This window comes from Kitasatospora sp. NPDC048407, from assembly GCF_043200475.1.
GTDB lineage: Bacteria > Actinomycetota > Actinomycetes > Streptomycetales > Streptomycetaceae > Kitasatospora.
In genome coordinates this window covers 43,311-59,131 of the sequence record NZ_JBICXW010000035.1, presented here as the reverse complement: position 1 = coordinate 59,131, position 15,821 = coordinate 43,311, and the positions used below count along the sequence as shown (strand labels likewise).

Annotated in this window: 11 protein-coding genes; all 11 read right to left on the bottom strand. The window is 71.8% G+C overall.

Annotated features, from left to right (window positions below; all coding sequences use genetic code 11):
* Window positions 1-131: 131 nt before the first annotated feature.
* The 11 genes from ACGFWJ_RS34825 to ACGFWJ_RS34775 all read right to left on the bottom strand — a co-directional run bounded on the left by ACGFWJ_RS34825 (window position 132) and on the right by ACGFWJ_RS34775 (window position 15,667).
* Window positions 132-3,572, bottom strand: coding sequence for a ribonuclease E/G (locus ACGFWJ_RS34825; protein WP_392956665.1), 3,441 nt, complete (start codon window positions 3,570-3,572; stop codon window positions 132-134).
* 362 nt (window positions 3,573-3,934) lie between these two features.
* The gene (locus ACGFWJ_RS34820) at window positions 3,935-4,708 is read right to left on the bottom strand and encodes a TIGR03936 family radical SAM-associated protein (RefSeq protein WP_392956664.1); all 774 of its coding nucleotides are present in this window, start codon (window positions 4,706-4,708) and stop codon (window positions 3,935-3,937) included.
* 248 nt (window positions 4,709-4,956) lie between these two features.
* A complete protein-coding gene (locus ACGFWJ_RS34815) occupies window positions 4,957-6,885 on the bottom strand; it encodes a TIGR03960 family B12-binding radical SAM protein (protein WP_387643100.1) in 1,929 nt (642 codons plus the stop codon).
* An 84-nt stretch (window positions 6,886-6,969) separates the two neighbouring features.
* Window positions 6,970-8,169: a rod shape-determining protein RodA gene (rodA, locus tag ACGFWJ_RS34810; RefSeq protein WP_392956663.1), complete on the bottom strand. Its 1,200-nt coding sequence runs from the start codon at window positions 8,167-8,169 to the stop codon at window positions 6,970-6,972.
* Window positions 8,166-10,400, bottom strand: coding sequence for a penicillin-binding protein 2 (mrdA, locus tag ACGFWJ_RS34805; RefSeq protein ID WP_392956662.1), 2,235 nt, complete (start codon window positions 10,398-10,400; stop codon window positions 8,166-8,168). Before mrdA ends, rodA begins: the two co-directional genes overlap by 4 nt.
* 21 nt (window positions 10,401-10,421) lie before the next feature.
* Window positions 10,422-11,069, bottom strand: coding sequence for a rod shape-determining protein MreD (gene mreD / locus ACGFWJ_RS34800; protein ID WP_392956661.1), 648 nt, complete (start codon window positions 11,067-11,069; stop codon window positions 10,422-10,424).
* Entirely contained in the window at window positions 11,069-12,004 is a 936-nt protein-coding gene (mreC, locus tag ACGFWJ_RS34795; RefSeq protein WP_392956659.1) for a rod shape-determining protein MreC, read from the bottom strand. Before mreC ends, mreD begins: the two co-directional genes overlap by 1 nt.
* Before the next feature lie 79 nt (window positions 12,005-12,083).
* A complete protein-coding gene (locus tag ACGFWJ_RS34790) occupies window positions 12,084-13,109 on the bottom strand; it encodes a rod shape-determining protein (RefSeq protein WP_387643832.1) in 1,026 nt (341 codons plus the stop codon).
* 318 nt (window positions 13,110-13,427) lie between these two features.
* Complete coding sequence (gene ndk / locus ACGFWJ_RS34785) at window positions 13,428-13,841, bottom strand: nucleoside-diphosphate kinase (RefSeq protein ID WP_387643095.1); 414 nt, start codon at window positions 13,839-13,841, stop codon at window positions 13,428-13,430.
* Window positions 13,842-13,924: 83 nt separating this feature from the next.
* Window positions 13,925-14,269: a DUF4233 domain-containing protein gene (locus ACGFWJ_RS34780; protein ID WP_387643094.1), complete on the bottom strand. Its 345-nt coding sequence runs from the start codon at window positions 14,267-14,269 to the stop codon at window positions 13,925-13,927.
* 6 nt (window positions 14,270-14,275) lie between these two features.
* Window positions 14,276-15,667, bottom strand: a complete 1,392-nt coding sequence (locus ACGFWJ_RS34775) for a bifunctional folylpolyglutamate synthase/dihydrofolate synthase (protein WP_392956657.1) — start codon at window positions 15,665-15,667, stop codon at window positions 14,276-14,278.
* Window positions 15,668-15,821: the final 154 nt, after the last annotated feature.

The following is a 15,821-nucleotide window of genomic DNA, read 5'->3' as shown; positions in this document are numbered from 1 at the left end:
CCCGTCCCTCACCCCCCCCCCCCCAGCCCTCCCTCTCTTTGGCCCCCGCGGGGGGGGGGGGGGGGCCCCCCGCGGGGCGCGCGCCCCCCCCCCCCCCCCCCCCCCCCCCCCCCCCCCCCCCCCCCCGGGGCTCACTCTGCGGCGCCGTCACCTTCGGCGGCCGCGGCCTTCTTGGCCGCCGCGCTGGTCCGCTTGGTGGCGGTCTTGCGGGCGGTGGTCTTCTTGGCGGCCGTGGCGGTGGTCTTCTTCGCTGCGGTCTTCTTGGCCGTGGTGGTCTTCTTCGCCGCGGTCGTCTTGGCAGCCGTCTTGCGGGCGGCCCGCTTCTTCGGCGCCGGCTCCTCGGTCTCGACCGCCACGGCGACCTCGGCCTCGGGCTCCGCCGCGGCGACGGCCTCGGCCGTCACCTCGGCAGCGGCCTCGGTGACCGGCTCCTCGGCGGCGGACTTCTCCGCGGCGCTCAGCGCGGCCTCCATCGCGGCCTCGGCGCGGGCCTGCAGCACCACGATCTCGGCCTCGCCGGACGCCCCGGCCGGAGCGGTGGCCTTGCGCACCGCGCGGCGGCGGGTACGGCCCGCCGGCGGAGCGGTCGGCGGGATCTCCACCAGGCTCGCCTTCTCCTCGACGGCCGGCTCCTCGACGGCCGGCTCCTCGGCCACGACGGTCTCCACGACCTCGGCCTCGACCGGCGCCTCGATCGGCTCCAGCTCCTCGACGGCCTCGACCGCCGCGGCGGCCTCCACCGGCTCGACGCTCTCGACCGTCTCGACGGTCTCCGCCCCGGCCCCCCCGCGGCCCCGGCGACGGCGCTTGCCGCCGCCCTCGCCCGCGCCGGTGGTGGCGGTGGCCGTCGCGGCCGCGCCGCCGCCGTGGCTGTGCGGCTGGTCCATGTGCACGATCACGCCGCGGCCGTTGCAGTGCACGCAGGGCTCGGAGAAGGACTCCAGCAGGCCCTGGCCGACCCGCTTGCGGGTCATCTGGACCAGGCCGAGCGAGGTGACCTCGGCCACCTGGTGCTTGGTGCGGTCGCGGCCCAGGCACTCCAGCAGGCGGCGCAGCACCAGGTCGCGGTTGGACTCCAGCACCATGTCGATGAAGTCGATCACGATGATGCCGCCGAGGTCGCGCAGCCGCAGCTGGCGGACGATCTCCTCGGCCGCCTCGATGTTGTTGCGGGTGACGGTCTCCTCGAGGTTGCCGCCCTGGCCGACGAACTTGCCGGTGTTGACGTCGACGACGACCATCGCCTCGGTCCGGTCGATCACCAGCGAGCCGCCGGAGGGCAGCCAGACCTTGCGGTCCAGCGCCTTCATCAGCTGCTCGTCGATCCGGTACGTGGCGAACACGTCGACGTCCGAGGTCCACTTCTGCAGGCGCTCGGTGAGGTCGGGGGCCACGTTGGAGACGTAGTCGTGGATGGTGCTCCAGGCGTCCGCACCGCTGACGATGACCTTGGTGAAGTCCTCGTTGAAGATGTCGCGGACCACGCGCACCGTCATGTCGGGCTCGCCGTAGAGCAGCGCCGGGGCGTTGCCGGAGGCGGCCTTCTTCTGGATCTCCTCCCACTGCGTCTGCAGGCGCTGGACGTCGCGGGTCAGCTCCTCCTCGGAGGCGCCCTCGGCGGCGGTACGGACGATCACGCCCGCGTCGTCCGGGACGATCTTCTTGAGGATCTGCTTGAGGCGGGCCCGCTCGTTCTCCGGCAGCTTGCGGGAGATACCGGTCATCGAGCCCTCGGGCACGTACACCAGGTAGCGGCCGGGCAGCGAGATCTGGCTGGTCAGACGGGCGCCCTTGTGGCCGATCGGGTCCTTGGAGACCTGGACCAGCACGGACTGGCCGGACTTCAGCACCGACTCGATCCGGCGCGGGCCGCTGTGGCCGCCCAGCGCACCGAAGTTGACCTCGCCGGCGTACAGCACGGCGTTGCGGCCCTTGCCGATGTCGACGAACGCGGCCTCCATCGACGGCAGCACGTTCTGCACCTTGCCCAGGTACACGTTGCCGACGTAGCTGGTGGCCTGCTCCTTGTTGACGTAGTGCTCGACCAGCACGCCGTCCTCGAGCACGCCGATCTGGGTGCGGGTGCCGGTCTGACGCACCACCATGACCCGCTCGACGGACTCGCGGCGGGCCAGGAACTCGGCCTCGGTGATGATCGGCACCCGGCGGCGGCCCAGCTCGCGGCCCTCGCGGCGGCGCTGCTTCTTGGCCTCCAGGCGGGTGGAGCCCTTGATGGACTGCACCTCGTCCGGGTCGAACGCGGGCTCGGTGGAGCGGCGGCGCGGCTCGCGGACCTTCACCACGGTGCGCACGCCGTCCTCGGTGGTCTCCCCCGCGTCGGCACCGCCCTCACCGCTGCGGCGGCGACGGCGACGGCGGCGGCGCGAGGAGGACAGGCCGGCGGCCAGGTCGTCCTCGTCCTCGTCCTCGTCGTGGCCTTCCTGGGCCTCGGGCTCCTCGTGGGTGTCCTCGACCTCGGTCTCGACGGTCTCGGTCGGCTCGCCCGCGTCCTCGGCGTCGCCGCGACGGCGACGACGGCCGCCCCGACGGCGGCGGCGGGACGGACGGTCGTCCTCCCACTCCGACTCCTGCTCCGGCCCGGCGGCGGGCGCCTCGACCTCGGCCGGGGCCTCGACCTTCACCGGCTGGGCGGCCTTCACCGGCTCCGCGGCCTTGGCGGGCTGGGCGGCCTTCGCGGGCTGCGCCGCCTTGGCGGCCCTGGCACCCTTCGCGGACTGCTGGACGCGCACCTGGGTGCGCACCCGGCGGCGACGGCCGACGCCGCTGTACTCGAACTCGTCGTCGGTCTCGGCCTCGTCCTGCGGCGCGGCGGCCGGGGCCTGCTCGGCCTTGGCGGCGGGCGCGGCCTTGGCGGCAGGCGCGGCAGCGGGGGCGGACGCGGGCTCCTGGAAGACCGGCGCCTGGAAGATCGCGGTGGAGGGGCGGACGGCACGGCGGCGGGCGCGCGGCGGCTCGGCCGAGGTCTCGACGACCGGCTCGGCGACGGGCTCCTCGGCGACCGGCTCGGCCGCGGGCTCCTCCTCGACGACCGGCTCCTCGGCGACCACGGGGCTCTGGGCCGGCGCGGAGACGCGCTTGCGCGCCCGGCGGGCGCGGACCGGCTTCTCCTCGACGGTCGGCTCGGCCACCGGCTCCTCGGCGACGGGCTCCTCGACGACCGGCTCCTCGGCCGCCACGGGGCTCTGGGCCGGCGCGGAGACGCGCTTGCGCGCCCGGCGGGCGCGAACGGGCTTCTCCTCCGCGGCCGGCTCGGCGGCGGCGGGCTCCTCGGTGACCGGCTCGGCGGCGGCGGGGGTGGTCTCCGGCGTGGTGGCCGGGGCCTCGGCACGCTTGCGGGTACGCCGGGCCCGGGCGGGCTTCTCGGCGGCCGGCGGCTCCTCGGCGCTCGCCGGGGCGGCCGCGACGACGGTCTCGGCGCTCTCGCCGGCGGCGCCCTGCGGGGAGCCGGCCGGGCGGGAGACCGCCCGGCGACGGCGGCGCGGCGGGGCGGCGGAGGCGCCGTCGTCGGTGTGGTCGGCCGCAGCGGACTGCGGTTCGGTGTTTTCGAGCATGCGGGTGTATCTCCCGTCAGGCCCCCGGGCTCCGCATCCGGGCACGACGTGCCACCGCATTCACCAGCCGGCCGCACCTTTCGGGCGGTTCCGGCTCCCACGGTGCCGTCGTTCGGACGCGAGGCCGCACAGGGGCTCGTAGTCTCGCTCGACCCCCGCAGGGCGCGGGGAGTCGAAAAGTCTTCTGGTCTGACCAGTCTTCTCAGTTTTCAAGGGCCGGGCCGGGGACGGCCGGGCCTTCGCGCAACGACGCTCGCTCCCCTGGGGAGCCGCGGAGGCCGGGGAGCCGCAGGCCCGGAGATGAGCTCCGTGCCTGCGCTCCCGCCCACTCGGCGGACGGCGGATGCGCGCGGCGGGGCGGCCTACCGGCCGACCTCGGCCGCGGCGCGGTCGAGCGCCAGCGGGTCGGTCACCGTGCCGGTCTGCTCGTCGAGCGGCCCCTGCGCCAGCCTGGTCACCTCTGCGGGGACCGGCGGCGCGAGGTCGGCCGTCGAACGGAGGCCGGACAATACGTCGTCGGGTCGTACGGCGGGTGTGGCGTGTCGTACTACCAGGCGCAGTATCGCACAGGGAGCACCCGTACGAACATCGCCCGCACCCTCGGTGAGTGTGTCGTCACCGATCCCGACCTGCGCGGAGCCCTCCGGGAGCAGCTCGATGGCGGCGACGGCGGCGCGCGCATCGAAAGTGCGCAGGCCGTTCTTGGTCATCCGCTGCACCTCGACCGCCTCGGCGGCCAGGAAAGCGGCGGCGGCGCGCTCGGCCTCGGCGGGCTCCACGCCGGGCAGGCGCAGCAGCCACTCGGAAGCCTCGAGCCGCTCGACGAAGTTGCTGGTGCGCACCTCGACGGCGTCGATGATGTCCAGACCGGACGGCATCGACTCGTCGAGCTGCCGGCGCAGCGCCTCCGGATCGCGGGGCGCGGCGAGGCCGATCTCCAGGTACTCGGCCTCGCTGGCGGTACCGGTGGGGGCGGCATTCGCGTAGGAAACCTTGGGGTGCGGGGTGAAGCCCGCGGAGTAGGCCATCGGGACGGCCGAGCGACGGAGCGCGCGCTCGAACGCCCGCTGGAAGTCCCGGTGGCTGGTGAAGCGCAGACGGCCGCGCTTGGTGTAGCGCAGACGGATGCGCTGCACCGTCGGCGCGGGCGGCGGACCGTCGGGCGTGCGGCGTGCCAGGGAGCTCAGTCCTTCTGTCAGTGTGTCCCCGTCCGGCCTCGCACCGCTTGCGGCTCCGGCCGGACTCTGTCGTTCCAAGGGTACGCGGTACCTCGACCCGCCAACGCCCGGCGTACCTCTCGGACCGCTGCCCCACGTACCGGGCAGCTACGCCGAAGCCCCCGCCGCAGCATGTGCGACGGGGGCGAACTTCCGCTCCGGCTGGGTCAGTTGTTGACGACAGTCAGGGGCAGGAGCTTCTTGCCGGTGGGGCCGACCTGGATGTGGGTGTCCATCTGGGGGCAGACGCCGCAGTCGAAGCACGGGGTCCAGCGGCAGTCCTCGACCTCGACCTCTTCGAGGGCGTCCTGCCAGTCCTCCCAGAGCCAGTCCTTGTCGAGGCCGCTGTCGAGGTGGTCCCAGGGGAGGACTTCCTCGTAGGTGCGCTCGCGGGTGGTGTACCAGTCGACGTCGACGCCGGTGCCGGCCAGGCCCTTTTCGGCGGAGGCCATCCAGCGGTCGTACGAGAAGTGCTCGCGCCAGCCGTCGAAGCGGCCGCCGTCCTCGTAGACGGCGCGGATGACGGCGCCGATGCGGCGGTCACCGCGGGAGAGCAGGCCTTCGACGATGCCGGGCTTGCCGTCGTGGTAGCGGAAGCCGATGTTCTTGCCGAACTTGCGGTCGCCGCGGATGGAGTCGCGGAGCTTGGTGAGCCGCTCGTCGGTGGCTTCGGCGGACAGCTGCGGGGCCCACTGGAAGGGGGTGTGCGGCTTGGGGACGAAGCCGCCGATGGAGACGGTGCAGCGGATGTCGTTGGTGCCGGTGACCTCGCGGCCCTTGGCGATGACGTTCTTCGCCATCGCGCCGATCTGGAGGACGTCCTCGTCGGTCTCGGTGGGCAGGCCACACATGAAGTACAGCTTCACCTGGCGCCAGCCGTTGCCGTACGCGGTGGCCACCGTGTTGATGAGGTCTTCCTCGGACACCATCTTGTTGATGACCTTGCGGATCCGCTCGGAGCCGCCTTCGGGGGCGAAGGTGAGGCCGGAGCGGCGGCCGTTGCGGGAGAGCTCGTTGGCGAGGTCGATGTTGAAGGCGTCGACCCGGGTGGACGGCAGCGAGAGGCCGACCTTGTCCTCGGCGTACCGGTCGGCGAGGCCCTTGGTGACGTCGGCGATCTCGGAGTGGTCGGCGGAGGAGAGCGAGAGCAGGCCGACCTCTTCGAAGCCGGTGGCCTTCAGGCCGCGCTCGACCATCTCGCCGATGCCGGTGATGCTTCGCTCCCGCACGGGGCGCGTGATCATGCCGGCCTGGCAGAAACGGCAGCCGCGGGTGCAGCCGCGGAAGATCTCCACGGACATCCGCTCGTGCACGGTCTCGGCGAGCGGGACGAGCGGCTGCTTGGGGTAGGGCCACTCGTCGAGGTCCATGACGGTGTGCTTGGAGACCCGCCACGGCACGCCGGGGCGGTTGGGGACGACGCGACCGATCCGGCCGTCCGGCAGGTACTCGACGTCGTAGAACCGCGGGATGTACACGCCGCCGGTCTTGGCGAGGCGCAGCAGCAGTTCGTCGCGGCCGCCGGGGCGGCCCTCGGCCTTCCAGGCGCGGACGATGTCGGTGATGTCGAGGACGGCCTGCTCGCCGTCGCCGATGACGGCGGCGTCGATGAAGTCGGCGATCGGCTCGGGGTTGAACGCGGCGTGGCCGCCGGCCAGCACGACCGGGTCGTCCATGGTGCGGTCCGCGGCGTTCAGCGGGATGCCCGCCAGGTCGAGCGCGGTCAGCATGTTGGTGTAGCCGAGCTCGGTGGAGAACGACAGACCGAAGACGTCGAAGGCCTTGATCGGGCGGTGCGCGTCCACCGTGAACTGGGGGACGCCGTGCTCGCGCATCAGGGCTTCGAGGTCGGGCCAGACGCTGTAGCTGCGCTCGGCGAGGACGCCCTCGCGCTCGTTCAGCACCTCGTAGAGGATCATGGTGCCCTGGTTGGGCAGGCCGACCTCGTAGGCGTCGGGGTACATCAGCGCCCAGCGGACATCGCAGGCGTCCCAGTCCTTGACGGTCGAGTTGAGCTCGCCACCGACGTACTGGATCGGCTTCTGGACGTGCGGGAGGAGGGCCTCCAGGCGTGGGAAGACCGATTCGACAGTCATGCGCAAGGACCTTTACGGCAGAAAAAGCAGTGACCCTTCAGGGTAGCCGAGCCCCGAGGGTCACTGTTTCCACGCGTGGAGCGGTCAGATCGCTATCGGCCGCTGCGAGCGCACCGACTGCAGCAGCCCGATCGCGATCCACACCGCGAACATCGACGAGCCGCCGTAGGAGACGAACGGCAGCGGAATGCCCGCGACCGGCATGATGCCGAGGTTCATGCCGATGTTCTCGAAGGCCTGGAAGGCGAACCAGGTGACCGCGCCGGCCGCCAGGATCGTGCCGAACAGGTCGGTGGCCTGACGCGCTATCCGGCAGGCCCGCCACAGGATGACGCCGAGCAGACCGATCATCACCAGGGCGCCGATGAAGCCGAGTTCCTCGCCGGCCACGCTGAACACGAAGTCGGTCTGCTGCTCGGGCACGAACTGGCCGGTGGTCTGGGTGCCGTGGAAGAGGCCCATGCCGAAAAGGCCGCCGGAGCCGATGGCGATCCGGGCCTGGGCGGTGTTGTAACCGACGCCGGACGGGTCGAGCGCCGGGTTGGCGAACGCCGCGAAGCGGTCGATCTGGTACTGGCTGAGGATGCCGAGCTTCCACACCGCGAGCGCGCCGGCGGTGCCGCCGGCCAGCAGGCCGATCACCCAGCGGTTGGCGGCGCCGGAGGCCATCAGCACGCCCAGCATGGTGACCACCATGACCATCACCGAGCCGAGGTCGGGCATCAGCATGACCACGCACATCGGGAAGCCGGCGACCGCCAGCGACTGCAGCACGCTGCGGGTGGGCGGGAACTCGCGCTCCCCGGCGTCCACCCGGGCGGACAGCACCACGGCCATGCCCAGCACGATCGCCAGTTTCGCGAACTCGGCGGGCTGGACGGAGAAGCCGCCGCCGAGCTGGATCCAGGAGTGCGCGCCGTTGATCGTCGAGCCGAGCGGGCTGAGCACCGCGAACAGCATCAGCATCACGGCCAGGTAGAAGAACGGCACCGCGGTGCGCAGCCGCCGGGTGCCCAGCGCGATCACCGCGACGCACAGGCCGATGCCGATCACCAGGTTGGTCAGGTGCCGGTACAGGAAGTACTGCGGGTCGCCGTGGGTCAGCGAGTCGCGGCCGCGGGTGGCGGACCAGACCAGCAGCGATCCCATCAGGGACAGCCCCAGCGCCGCCAGGATCATGATCCAGTCGAGCCGGCGCAGCGGGGAGTCCTTGGCCAGCGCCCGGGACAGCGAGGAGCGCCGCGGGGCGAGCCGCACGGTGCGGTACGAGCCGTAGGAGGTCATGACCGGCCCCTTCCGTTGCTGCCGGCCCGGTTGGGTTCCAGCGCGGCGAGCGCCACCGCGGTGGCGGGGTCGGCCTGGGCCGGGCGGGCCGGGTCCAGGAAGGTCCGGTCGCCCTCGTAGCTGTACGAGGCCTGGATGATCGCGGTGCCGTCCGGGTTGAACTTGGGCAGTGCGGCCTGCGGCTGCGGCAGCAGCGCCTTGGCGTTGTCGATGTTGCCCTTGTCGTCGACGCCGTACAGCGCCTGGTAGATCCGACGGACCGAGTCGCCGGAGCCGCCGGAGCCGGTGCCGCCCTGGCTGATCGTCATGACCACCGCGTAGTCCTTGCTGTAGGTGGTCAGCCAGGAGGTGGTCTGCTTGCCGGCGACCTCGGCGGTGCCGGTCTTGGCGTGCAGTTCGATCTTGCCCTGCGGCCAGCCGGCGCCGGTGAACTTCCAGGCGGCGGTACCGGCGGTGATGACGCCGGCGGTGGCCTGGTCGATGTACTCGAGCAGTTGTCCCTGCGCGGGGATCTTGCCGTCCTCGTGCGGGGCGATGTCGCGCACCAGGGTGCCGTCGGGGCTGACGATCGCCTTGCCGATGCTGGGCCGGTACAGGGTGCCGCCGTTGGCGAGCGCCGAGTAGATCCGGGCCATCTGCAGCGGGGTGACCAGGGTGTCGCCCTGGCCGATGGCGAAGTTGACCATGTCACCGGCGCGCATCTGGTTGCCGTCGGCGCAGTTCTCGCGGGCGATCTCGTCGGCGTACTCGTGGCCGCCCTTGGCCGCCTGGTCGCACCAGGACTGCTTCATCGCGTCGTAGTAGGACTGCTTCCACTGCCGGTCGGGGACCCGGCCGGCCACCTCGCCCGGCAGGTCGATGCCGGTCTTGGCGCCGAGGCCGAACTCGTGGGCGGTCTTGAAGAACCAGTCCGGGGCGTCCTTCTTGGGCTTGAGGCCGCCGTCCTTCATCCACTGGTCGTAGGCGAGGCCGTAGAACACGGTGTCGCAGGAGACTTCGAGCGCCTTCTCCAGCGAGATGTCGCCGAACTGCTCGGACTCGAAGTTCTTGAACTCGCGGCCGCCGATGGTTAGCGACTTCGGGCACGGGTAGTGCCCGTTGAGGTCGTATCCGGCCTGCACGGCGGCGGTGGTGGAGATCACCTTGAACGTCGAGCCGGGTGCGGACTGACCCTGTATGGCCCGGTTGATCAGCGGGTAGTTGGAGTCCTTGCTGTTCAGCGCCTCGTAGTCCTTGGCGGAGATGCCGCCGACCCACAGGTTGGGGTCGTAGGTGGGGGCGCTGGCCATCGCGACGATCCGGCCGGTGTGGACGTCCATCACCACGGCCGCGCCGGAGTCGGCGAGGTAGTTCTTGCTGGTCTCCTTGTCGTACACCTTGCGGGCCTCGACCATGGCCTGGTTGAGCTGGTCCTCGACCACCTTCTGCACCCGGGCGTCGATCGAGGTGATCAGGTTGTTGCCGGGCTGGGCGGGGGTGGTGCCGGCGCTGCCGATCACCCGGCCGAGGTTGTCGACCTCCAGCCGGTCGACGCCGGTGGTGCCGCGCAGGTCGTCGTCGTAGACCGACTCCAGGCCGGCCCGGCCGATCTGGTCGGACGGCAGGCGGCGTTCACGGCCGGACTTGTCGGCGGTCTTGGTGACCTCGTCGTCGGTGACCGGCGACAGGTAGCCGAGGATCTGGGCGGCGCTGGCACCCTCCGCGCCGGTGTAGCGGCGCAGTGCGGTGGGCTGGGCGGTGACGCCGGGGAAGTCCTCGCGGCGCTCCATTATCTGCATCGCCTGCTGCGTGGTGGCCTGCTGGGTGACCGGGATCGGCTGGTACGGGGAGCCGTTCCAGCACGGCTGCGGGGTCTTCGCGTCGCACAGCCGGACCTTGTTCTTGACGTCGTCGGCGGGCACGCCGAGGACGTCGGCGAGCCGGGAAAGCACCGCCTTGCCGTGGTCCTTCTGCTGCATCAGCGCGGTGCGGGACACCGACACCACCAGCTTGGTCTCGTTGCCGGCCAGGATCCGCCCGGCGGCGTCCAGGACCTCACCGCGGACGGCGGGCTCCACCACCTCGCGGATGTGGTTGCCCTGGGCCTTGGCGGTGAACTCCTTGCCGTTGCGGATCTGCAGGTACCACAGCCGACCGCCGAGGGTGGCCAGCAGCGACAGCACCAGGATCTGCAGCACCACCAGCCGGATCGTCACCCGCCGGGTACGGCCGGTATCAGGAATGTTCGTCACGTGCGCGGACTCCGTCCCGGCTCAGGGGCGCTTGGCGAGGCCGAGCGCGCGCTTCTTCTTGTAGGAGGCGGTGGACGAGGGGTCGCGAGTGGTCTTGTAGCGGGCCAGCGCGCCGAGGCCGGAGCCGCCGTCCGCGCCGCGCACCGTCTCGTTGACCACCCGGTCGCCGTCGAACCGGCGGGCCAGCAGCATCACCAGCGGCACCGTGAACGGGGCCAGCAGCACGTCGTACAACAGGGCGCTGAACACCAGCCCGGTCAGGCCGACGTGCCGGGCCGCAGTGTCGCCGACCAGGGCGCCGACGGTGGCGTACAGCAGGGTGGAGACCACCGCGGCGACCGCCACCACGCCGATCGCGCTGAGCGCGGATCGCTGCCGGCCGTTCTCCGGGCGGAACAGCCCGGCGCCGTAGCCGACCAGGCAGAGCACCAGCGCGTACCGGCCGACGGCGTGGTCGGACGGCGGGGCGAGGTCGGCCAGCAGGCCGGCGAAGAAGCCCGCCAGGCAGCCGCCGGTCGGGCCGTACACCAGGCCCAGGCCGACCACCACCAGCATCAGCAGGTCCGGGGTGGCACCGGGCAGTTGGAGCCGGCCGAGGATGCTGACCTGGACCACCAGGGCGAACACCAGCAGGACGGCGGACAGCAGGATCCGAGACGGACGAAACATCAGTTCCCCCCGGTGGTGGGCGGTACGGGGGCAATCGGCGCCTGCGGGTTGCCCGCGGCGCCGGCGGAGGGGGCGGGGACCGGCGGCAGCACGGCGTCCCGCGGATCGGTGCGTGGCGGCACGACCACCACGCCGATCAGGTCGAGGCGGGTGAACTGCACGTACGGCTCGACCAGGATGGTCTTGGTGAGCTGACCCGGGGTGGCCTGCACCTCCTTGACGGTGCCGACCGGCACGCCGGGGACGAACGGGCGTCCGCTCTGCGAGCCGAAGGTGACCAGCCGGTCGCCGGCCTTCACCTGGGCGCGGCCGTTCAGCAGCTCGATCTTCATCGGCGAGGCGCCCTGGCCGGCCGCGAAGCCGATCTCGTTGTTGCCCTCCAGCCGGACGCCGGCGGTGAAGCCGGGGTCGGAGGCGAGCAGCACGGTCGCGGTGGTCGGGGCGACGGTGGTGATCCGGCCGACCAGGCCCTGGCCGTCGATGACGGTCATGTCGCGGGTCAGGCCGTCGTCGCTGCCGGCGTCGATGGTGATGGTCCAGGAGAAGCCCTGGGCGGCGCCGACCGCGATCACCTGCGCGGCCTTGATGGTGTAGCCGCCGGTGCCGGCGGTGCGCAGCATGTCGTCCAGCTGCTTGGTGCGGCCGGACGCGGCGTCCGAGGAGGCCAGCTTCTGGCGAAGCTCGGTGTTCTCCCGGGTGATCTGGTCCAGGCGCTGCTGGTGGGTGCTGGCGTCGCGGATCGCGCGGATGTACCCGGCGACCGGGTCGACGGCGCCGGCCGCGGCGTTCTCGACCGGGCCGAGCACGGACGCGGCCGCCCGGCGCGGGGCGCCGAGCGGCGAGTCCTGGCCGCCCTTGATGTCGACGGTGATCAGGGCGAATGCGAGCGCGACCAGCAGGACCAGCAGTAGTCGACTCTGTCGGGTGTCCCTCACGGTGCTGGTGCCGCCCCTTCGTGCTGAGTGTCCATCTGCTGGTCCATCAGCTCTGTCTGTTGTTCAGTTGGAAAGTTGTCTAGCGACGCGGCTGGGCGTCGAGTACCTGCTGCAGTGCCTCGAACTCCTCGACGCACTTGCCCGCCCCCAGGGCCACCGAGTCGAGCGGGTTCTCGGCGATGTGCACCGGCATGCCGGTCTCCCGGCGCAGCCGCTCGTCCAGGCCGCGCAGCAGGGCGCCGCCGCCGGTGAGCACGATGCCGCGGTCCATCACGTCGCCGGCCAGCTCCGGCGGGCACTGGTCGAGGGTGGTCTTCACCGAGTCGATGATCGAGTTCACCGGCTCGTCGATGGCGGTGCGGACCTCGGCGGCGGAGATCACCACGGTCTTCGGCAGGCCGGAGACCAGGTCGCGGCCGCGGATCTCGGCGTGCTCGTCCTTCTCGCCCTCCAGGCCGAACGCGGAGCCGATCGACATCTTGATCTGCTCGGCACTGCGCTCGCCGAGCAGCAGGCTGTACTCCTTCTTGATGTGCTGGACGATCGCGTTGTCCAGCTCGTCACCGGCCACCCGCAGCGACTGGGCGGTGACGATGCCGCCGAGCGAGATCACCGCGACCTCGGTGGTGCCGCCGCCGATGTCGACGACCATGTTGCCGGTCGGTTCGTGCACCGGCAGGCCGGAACCGATCGCGGCGGCCATCGGCTCCTCGATGATGTGCACCTGGCGGGCGCCGGCCAGCATGCTGGCCTCGACCACGGCACGGCGCTCGACACCGGTGATGCCGGAGGGGACGCACACCACGACCCGCGGGCGGGCCAGGTAGCGGCGGCGGTGGATCTTCAGGATGAAGTACCGCAGCATCCGCTCGGTGATCTCGAAGTCGGCGATCACGCCGTCCTTCAGCGGGCGGATCGCCACGATGTTGCCAGGGGTGCGACCGATCATCTGTTTGGCCTCGGCACCCACCGCGAGGATTCCTCCGGTGTTGGTGTTCACCGCGACCACCGACGGCTCGTTCAGCACGATGCCCTTGCCCCGGACGTACACCAGTGTGTTCGCGGTGCCGAGGTCGATCGCCAGGTCCCGGCCGAGGAACGACAGGTTGTTCGCCATGGGATGTCGAGTGCCTTCCCGAATGTGGATCAAGGGCGGGGGGAGAGCCGGCCGCCGGGGCCCGCAGGGCTGACGGCGGCTGAGCAGCCGCTCCGAGCCCGTGAGTTGGGGTCCATGGTAATCACGCCGGACGGTGCGAACGGCGGGCACGGAGTCCCGCCCATTCTCCGGGGACGGATCGGCTTCTCCTGGCATTGGGACGCCGTGTCGGAGGCTGGGGTTCCGTGATTTGAGGATTAACGCCCAGTTGGGCGAAGTGCCCCTGCCGAGGCAGGGGCACCGGGGCCGCACGGCCCTCCACAGTCCTCAGACGTGGGACGGGAAGAAGATCTTGATCTCCCGCTCGGCCGACTCCGGGGAGTCCGAGGCGTGGATCAGGTTCTCGCGGGTGATCGTCGCGTAGTCGCCGCGGATGGTGCCCGCGCCCGCCTGCAGCGGGTCGGTGGCACCGGCCAGCGCACGGATGCCCGGGATCACGTTCTCGCCCTCGACGATCAGCGCGATCGACGGGCCGGAGGTCATGAACTCCAGCAGCGGCTCGTAGAACGGGCGGCCGACGTGCTCGGCGTAGTGCTGCTCCAGGGTGCCGCGGTCGAAGGTGCGGAGCTCCATCGCGGCGAAGCGCCAGCCGGCCTTGCGCTCGATCCGGCTGATGATCTCGCCGGCCAGGCCGCGCTTCACGGCGTCGGGCTTGAGCAGGACGAGAGTGCGCTGGGACACGGGGCGGCTCCTCGGGTGTGGGTCGTGCGGTGTGTGCACCTGACATTACCCCGGCCGGGTGGCCGCCCCCGCGACCAGCCCGGTCAGGCGGCCGCCCCGGCGGCCGCCGCGCGCTGCGCCTTGAGCTCGTCGATCTTGCGGCCGTAGTGCACCGAGCACCACCACAGGCCGCCGAACACCACACCGAAGGCGAACATCGTCGGCAGCACCAAGCCGCTGGCCAGCACGCCGAGTTGCAGCGCCCAGCCCACCCAGACCGCGCCGGGCCGGGTGATCGCGCCGCACAGCAGCACGCACAGCAGGATGGCGACGCCGCTGACCGCCCAGATGGTGCCGGTGCCGACGTCGGTCAGCTTCATCGCGACCAGGCCGGCGAACATGATCAGCAGCGCCTCGCCGATCAGGGTGGAGGAGCACAGGGTGCGCATCGACCGCTACTTCCTTCCGAACAGCAGGCGCGCCTCGCCCACCGTGATGACGGAGCCGGTGACCAGGACGCCGGCGCCGCCGAGGTCCTCCTCCTCGGCGAGGGTGACCGCGGCGTCGATGGCGTCGTCCAGCCGGGGCTCGACCTGCACCCGGTCCTCGCCGAACACCTCGACGGCGAGGGCCGCGAGACGGTCGACGGGCATCGCGCGGTGGGTGGAGTTCTGGGTGATGACGACCTCGGCGAGGATCGGCTCGAAGACCTCCAGCAGGCCGGTGACGTCCTTGTCGCCGCTGGTGGCGATGACGCCGACCAGCTTGGTGAAGCCGAACGCCTCGCCGATCGCGGCGGCGGCGGCCTGCGCACCGTGCGGGTTGTGCGCGGCGTCCAGGATCACGGTGGGGCTGCGCCTGACGACCTCCAGCCGGCCCGGTGAGGAGACGCCGAACAGCGCCTGCCGGACCTTCTCCTCGTCCAGGTGCTCGGCGCCGCCCTGGCCGATGCCGAAGAACGCCTCCACCGCGGCGAGCGCCAGCGCGGCGTTCTGCGCCTGGTGGTCGCCGTGCAGCGGGATGAACAGGTCCTGGTACTCGTGGCCGCCGAGGCCGCGCAGGGTGACCAGCTGGCCGCCGACGGCGACCTCGCGGCGCAGCACGCCGAACTCCATGCCCTCGCGGGCCACGGTGGCGTCCACCTCGACGGCCCGGCGCAGGATCGTCTCGGCGGCGTCCAGCTTCTGCTGGGCGACCACGGCGAGCGCGCCCGGCTTGATGATCCCGGACTTCTCCACCGCGATCTTGCCGGTGGTGTCGCCGAGCTTGTCGGTGTGGTCCAGGCCGATCGGGGTGATCACCGCCACCTGGGCGTCGATCACGTTGGTGGCGTCCCAGGAGCCGCCCATGCCGACCTCGACGACCGCGACGTCCACCGGGGCGTCCGCGAAGGCCGCGTACGCCATGCCGGTCAGCACCTCGAAGAAGGACATCGCGACCGGCTGCGCCGCGTCGACCATCTGCACGTAGGGCTCGATGTCGCGGTAGGTCTCGACGAACTTCTCCGGGCTGATCGGCGCCCCGTCCAGGCTGATCCGCTCGGTGACGGACTCCACGTGCGGCGAGGTGTAGCGGCCGGTGCGCAGTTCGAAGACGCCCAGCAGCTGCTCGACCATCCGAGCGGTGGAGGTCTTGCCGTTGGTGCCGGTGATGTGGATGGACGGGTAGGAGCGCTGCGGCTGGCCGAGGATGTCCATCAGCGCCTCGATCCGGTCGAGCGAGGGCTCCAGCTTGTTCTCCGGCCAGCGGGTGGCCAGTTCGGCCTCGACGGCGCGCAGATCGGAGTCGGTGCCGCCGGCGTCGGCGGGACGGACGGTGTAGGGGTTGGGCTCGGCCTTGTCGCTCACCCCGCCAGTCTAAGGACTCCCGACGTCCGCCCCCGACGGCCACCCCGGTGGCCCGCGGACCGGCTCCGGACCTCTTGACACCGGAATTGGTCTACTCCACCGTGTGAGTCGCTCGTCCAGCTCCTCGGCTCCCCCGCACCGCACCCCCATCGAC

What these genes read in the sequence shown, in the direction of transcription:
- ACGFWJ_RS34825 (WP_392956665.1), bottom strand. Translation starts at nt 3,572, where the DNA reads ATGCTCGAAAACACCGAACCGCAGTCCGCTGCGGCCGACCACACCGAC.
- ACGFWJ_RS34780 (WP_387643094.1), bottom strand. Translation starts at nt 14,269, where the DNA reads ATGCGCACCCTGTGCTCCTCCACCCTGATCGGCGAGGCGCTGCTGATC.
- rodA (WP_392956663.1), bottom strand. Translation starts at nt 8,169, where the DNA reads ATGACCTCCTACGGCTCGTACCGCACCGTGCGGCTCGCCCCGCGGCGC.
- ACGFWJ_RS34815 (WP_387643100.1), bottom strand. Translation starts at nt 6,885, where the DNA reads ATGACTGTCGAATCGGTCTTCCCACGCCTGGAGGCCCTCCTCCCGCAC.
- mreD (WP_392956661.1), bottom strand. Translation starts at nt 11,069, where the DNA reads ATGTTTCGTCCGTCTCGGATCCTGCTGTCCGCCGTCCTGCTGGTGTTC.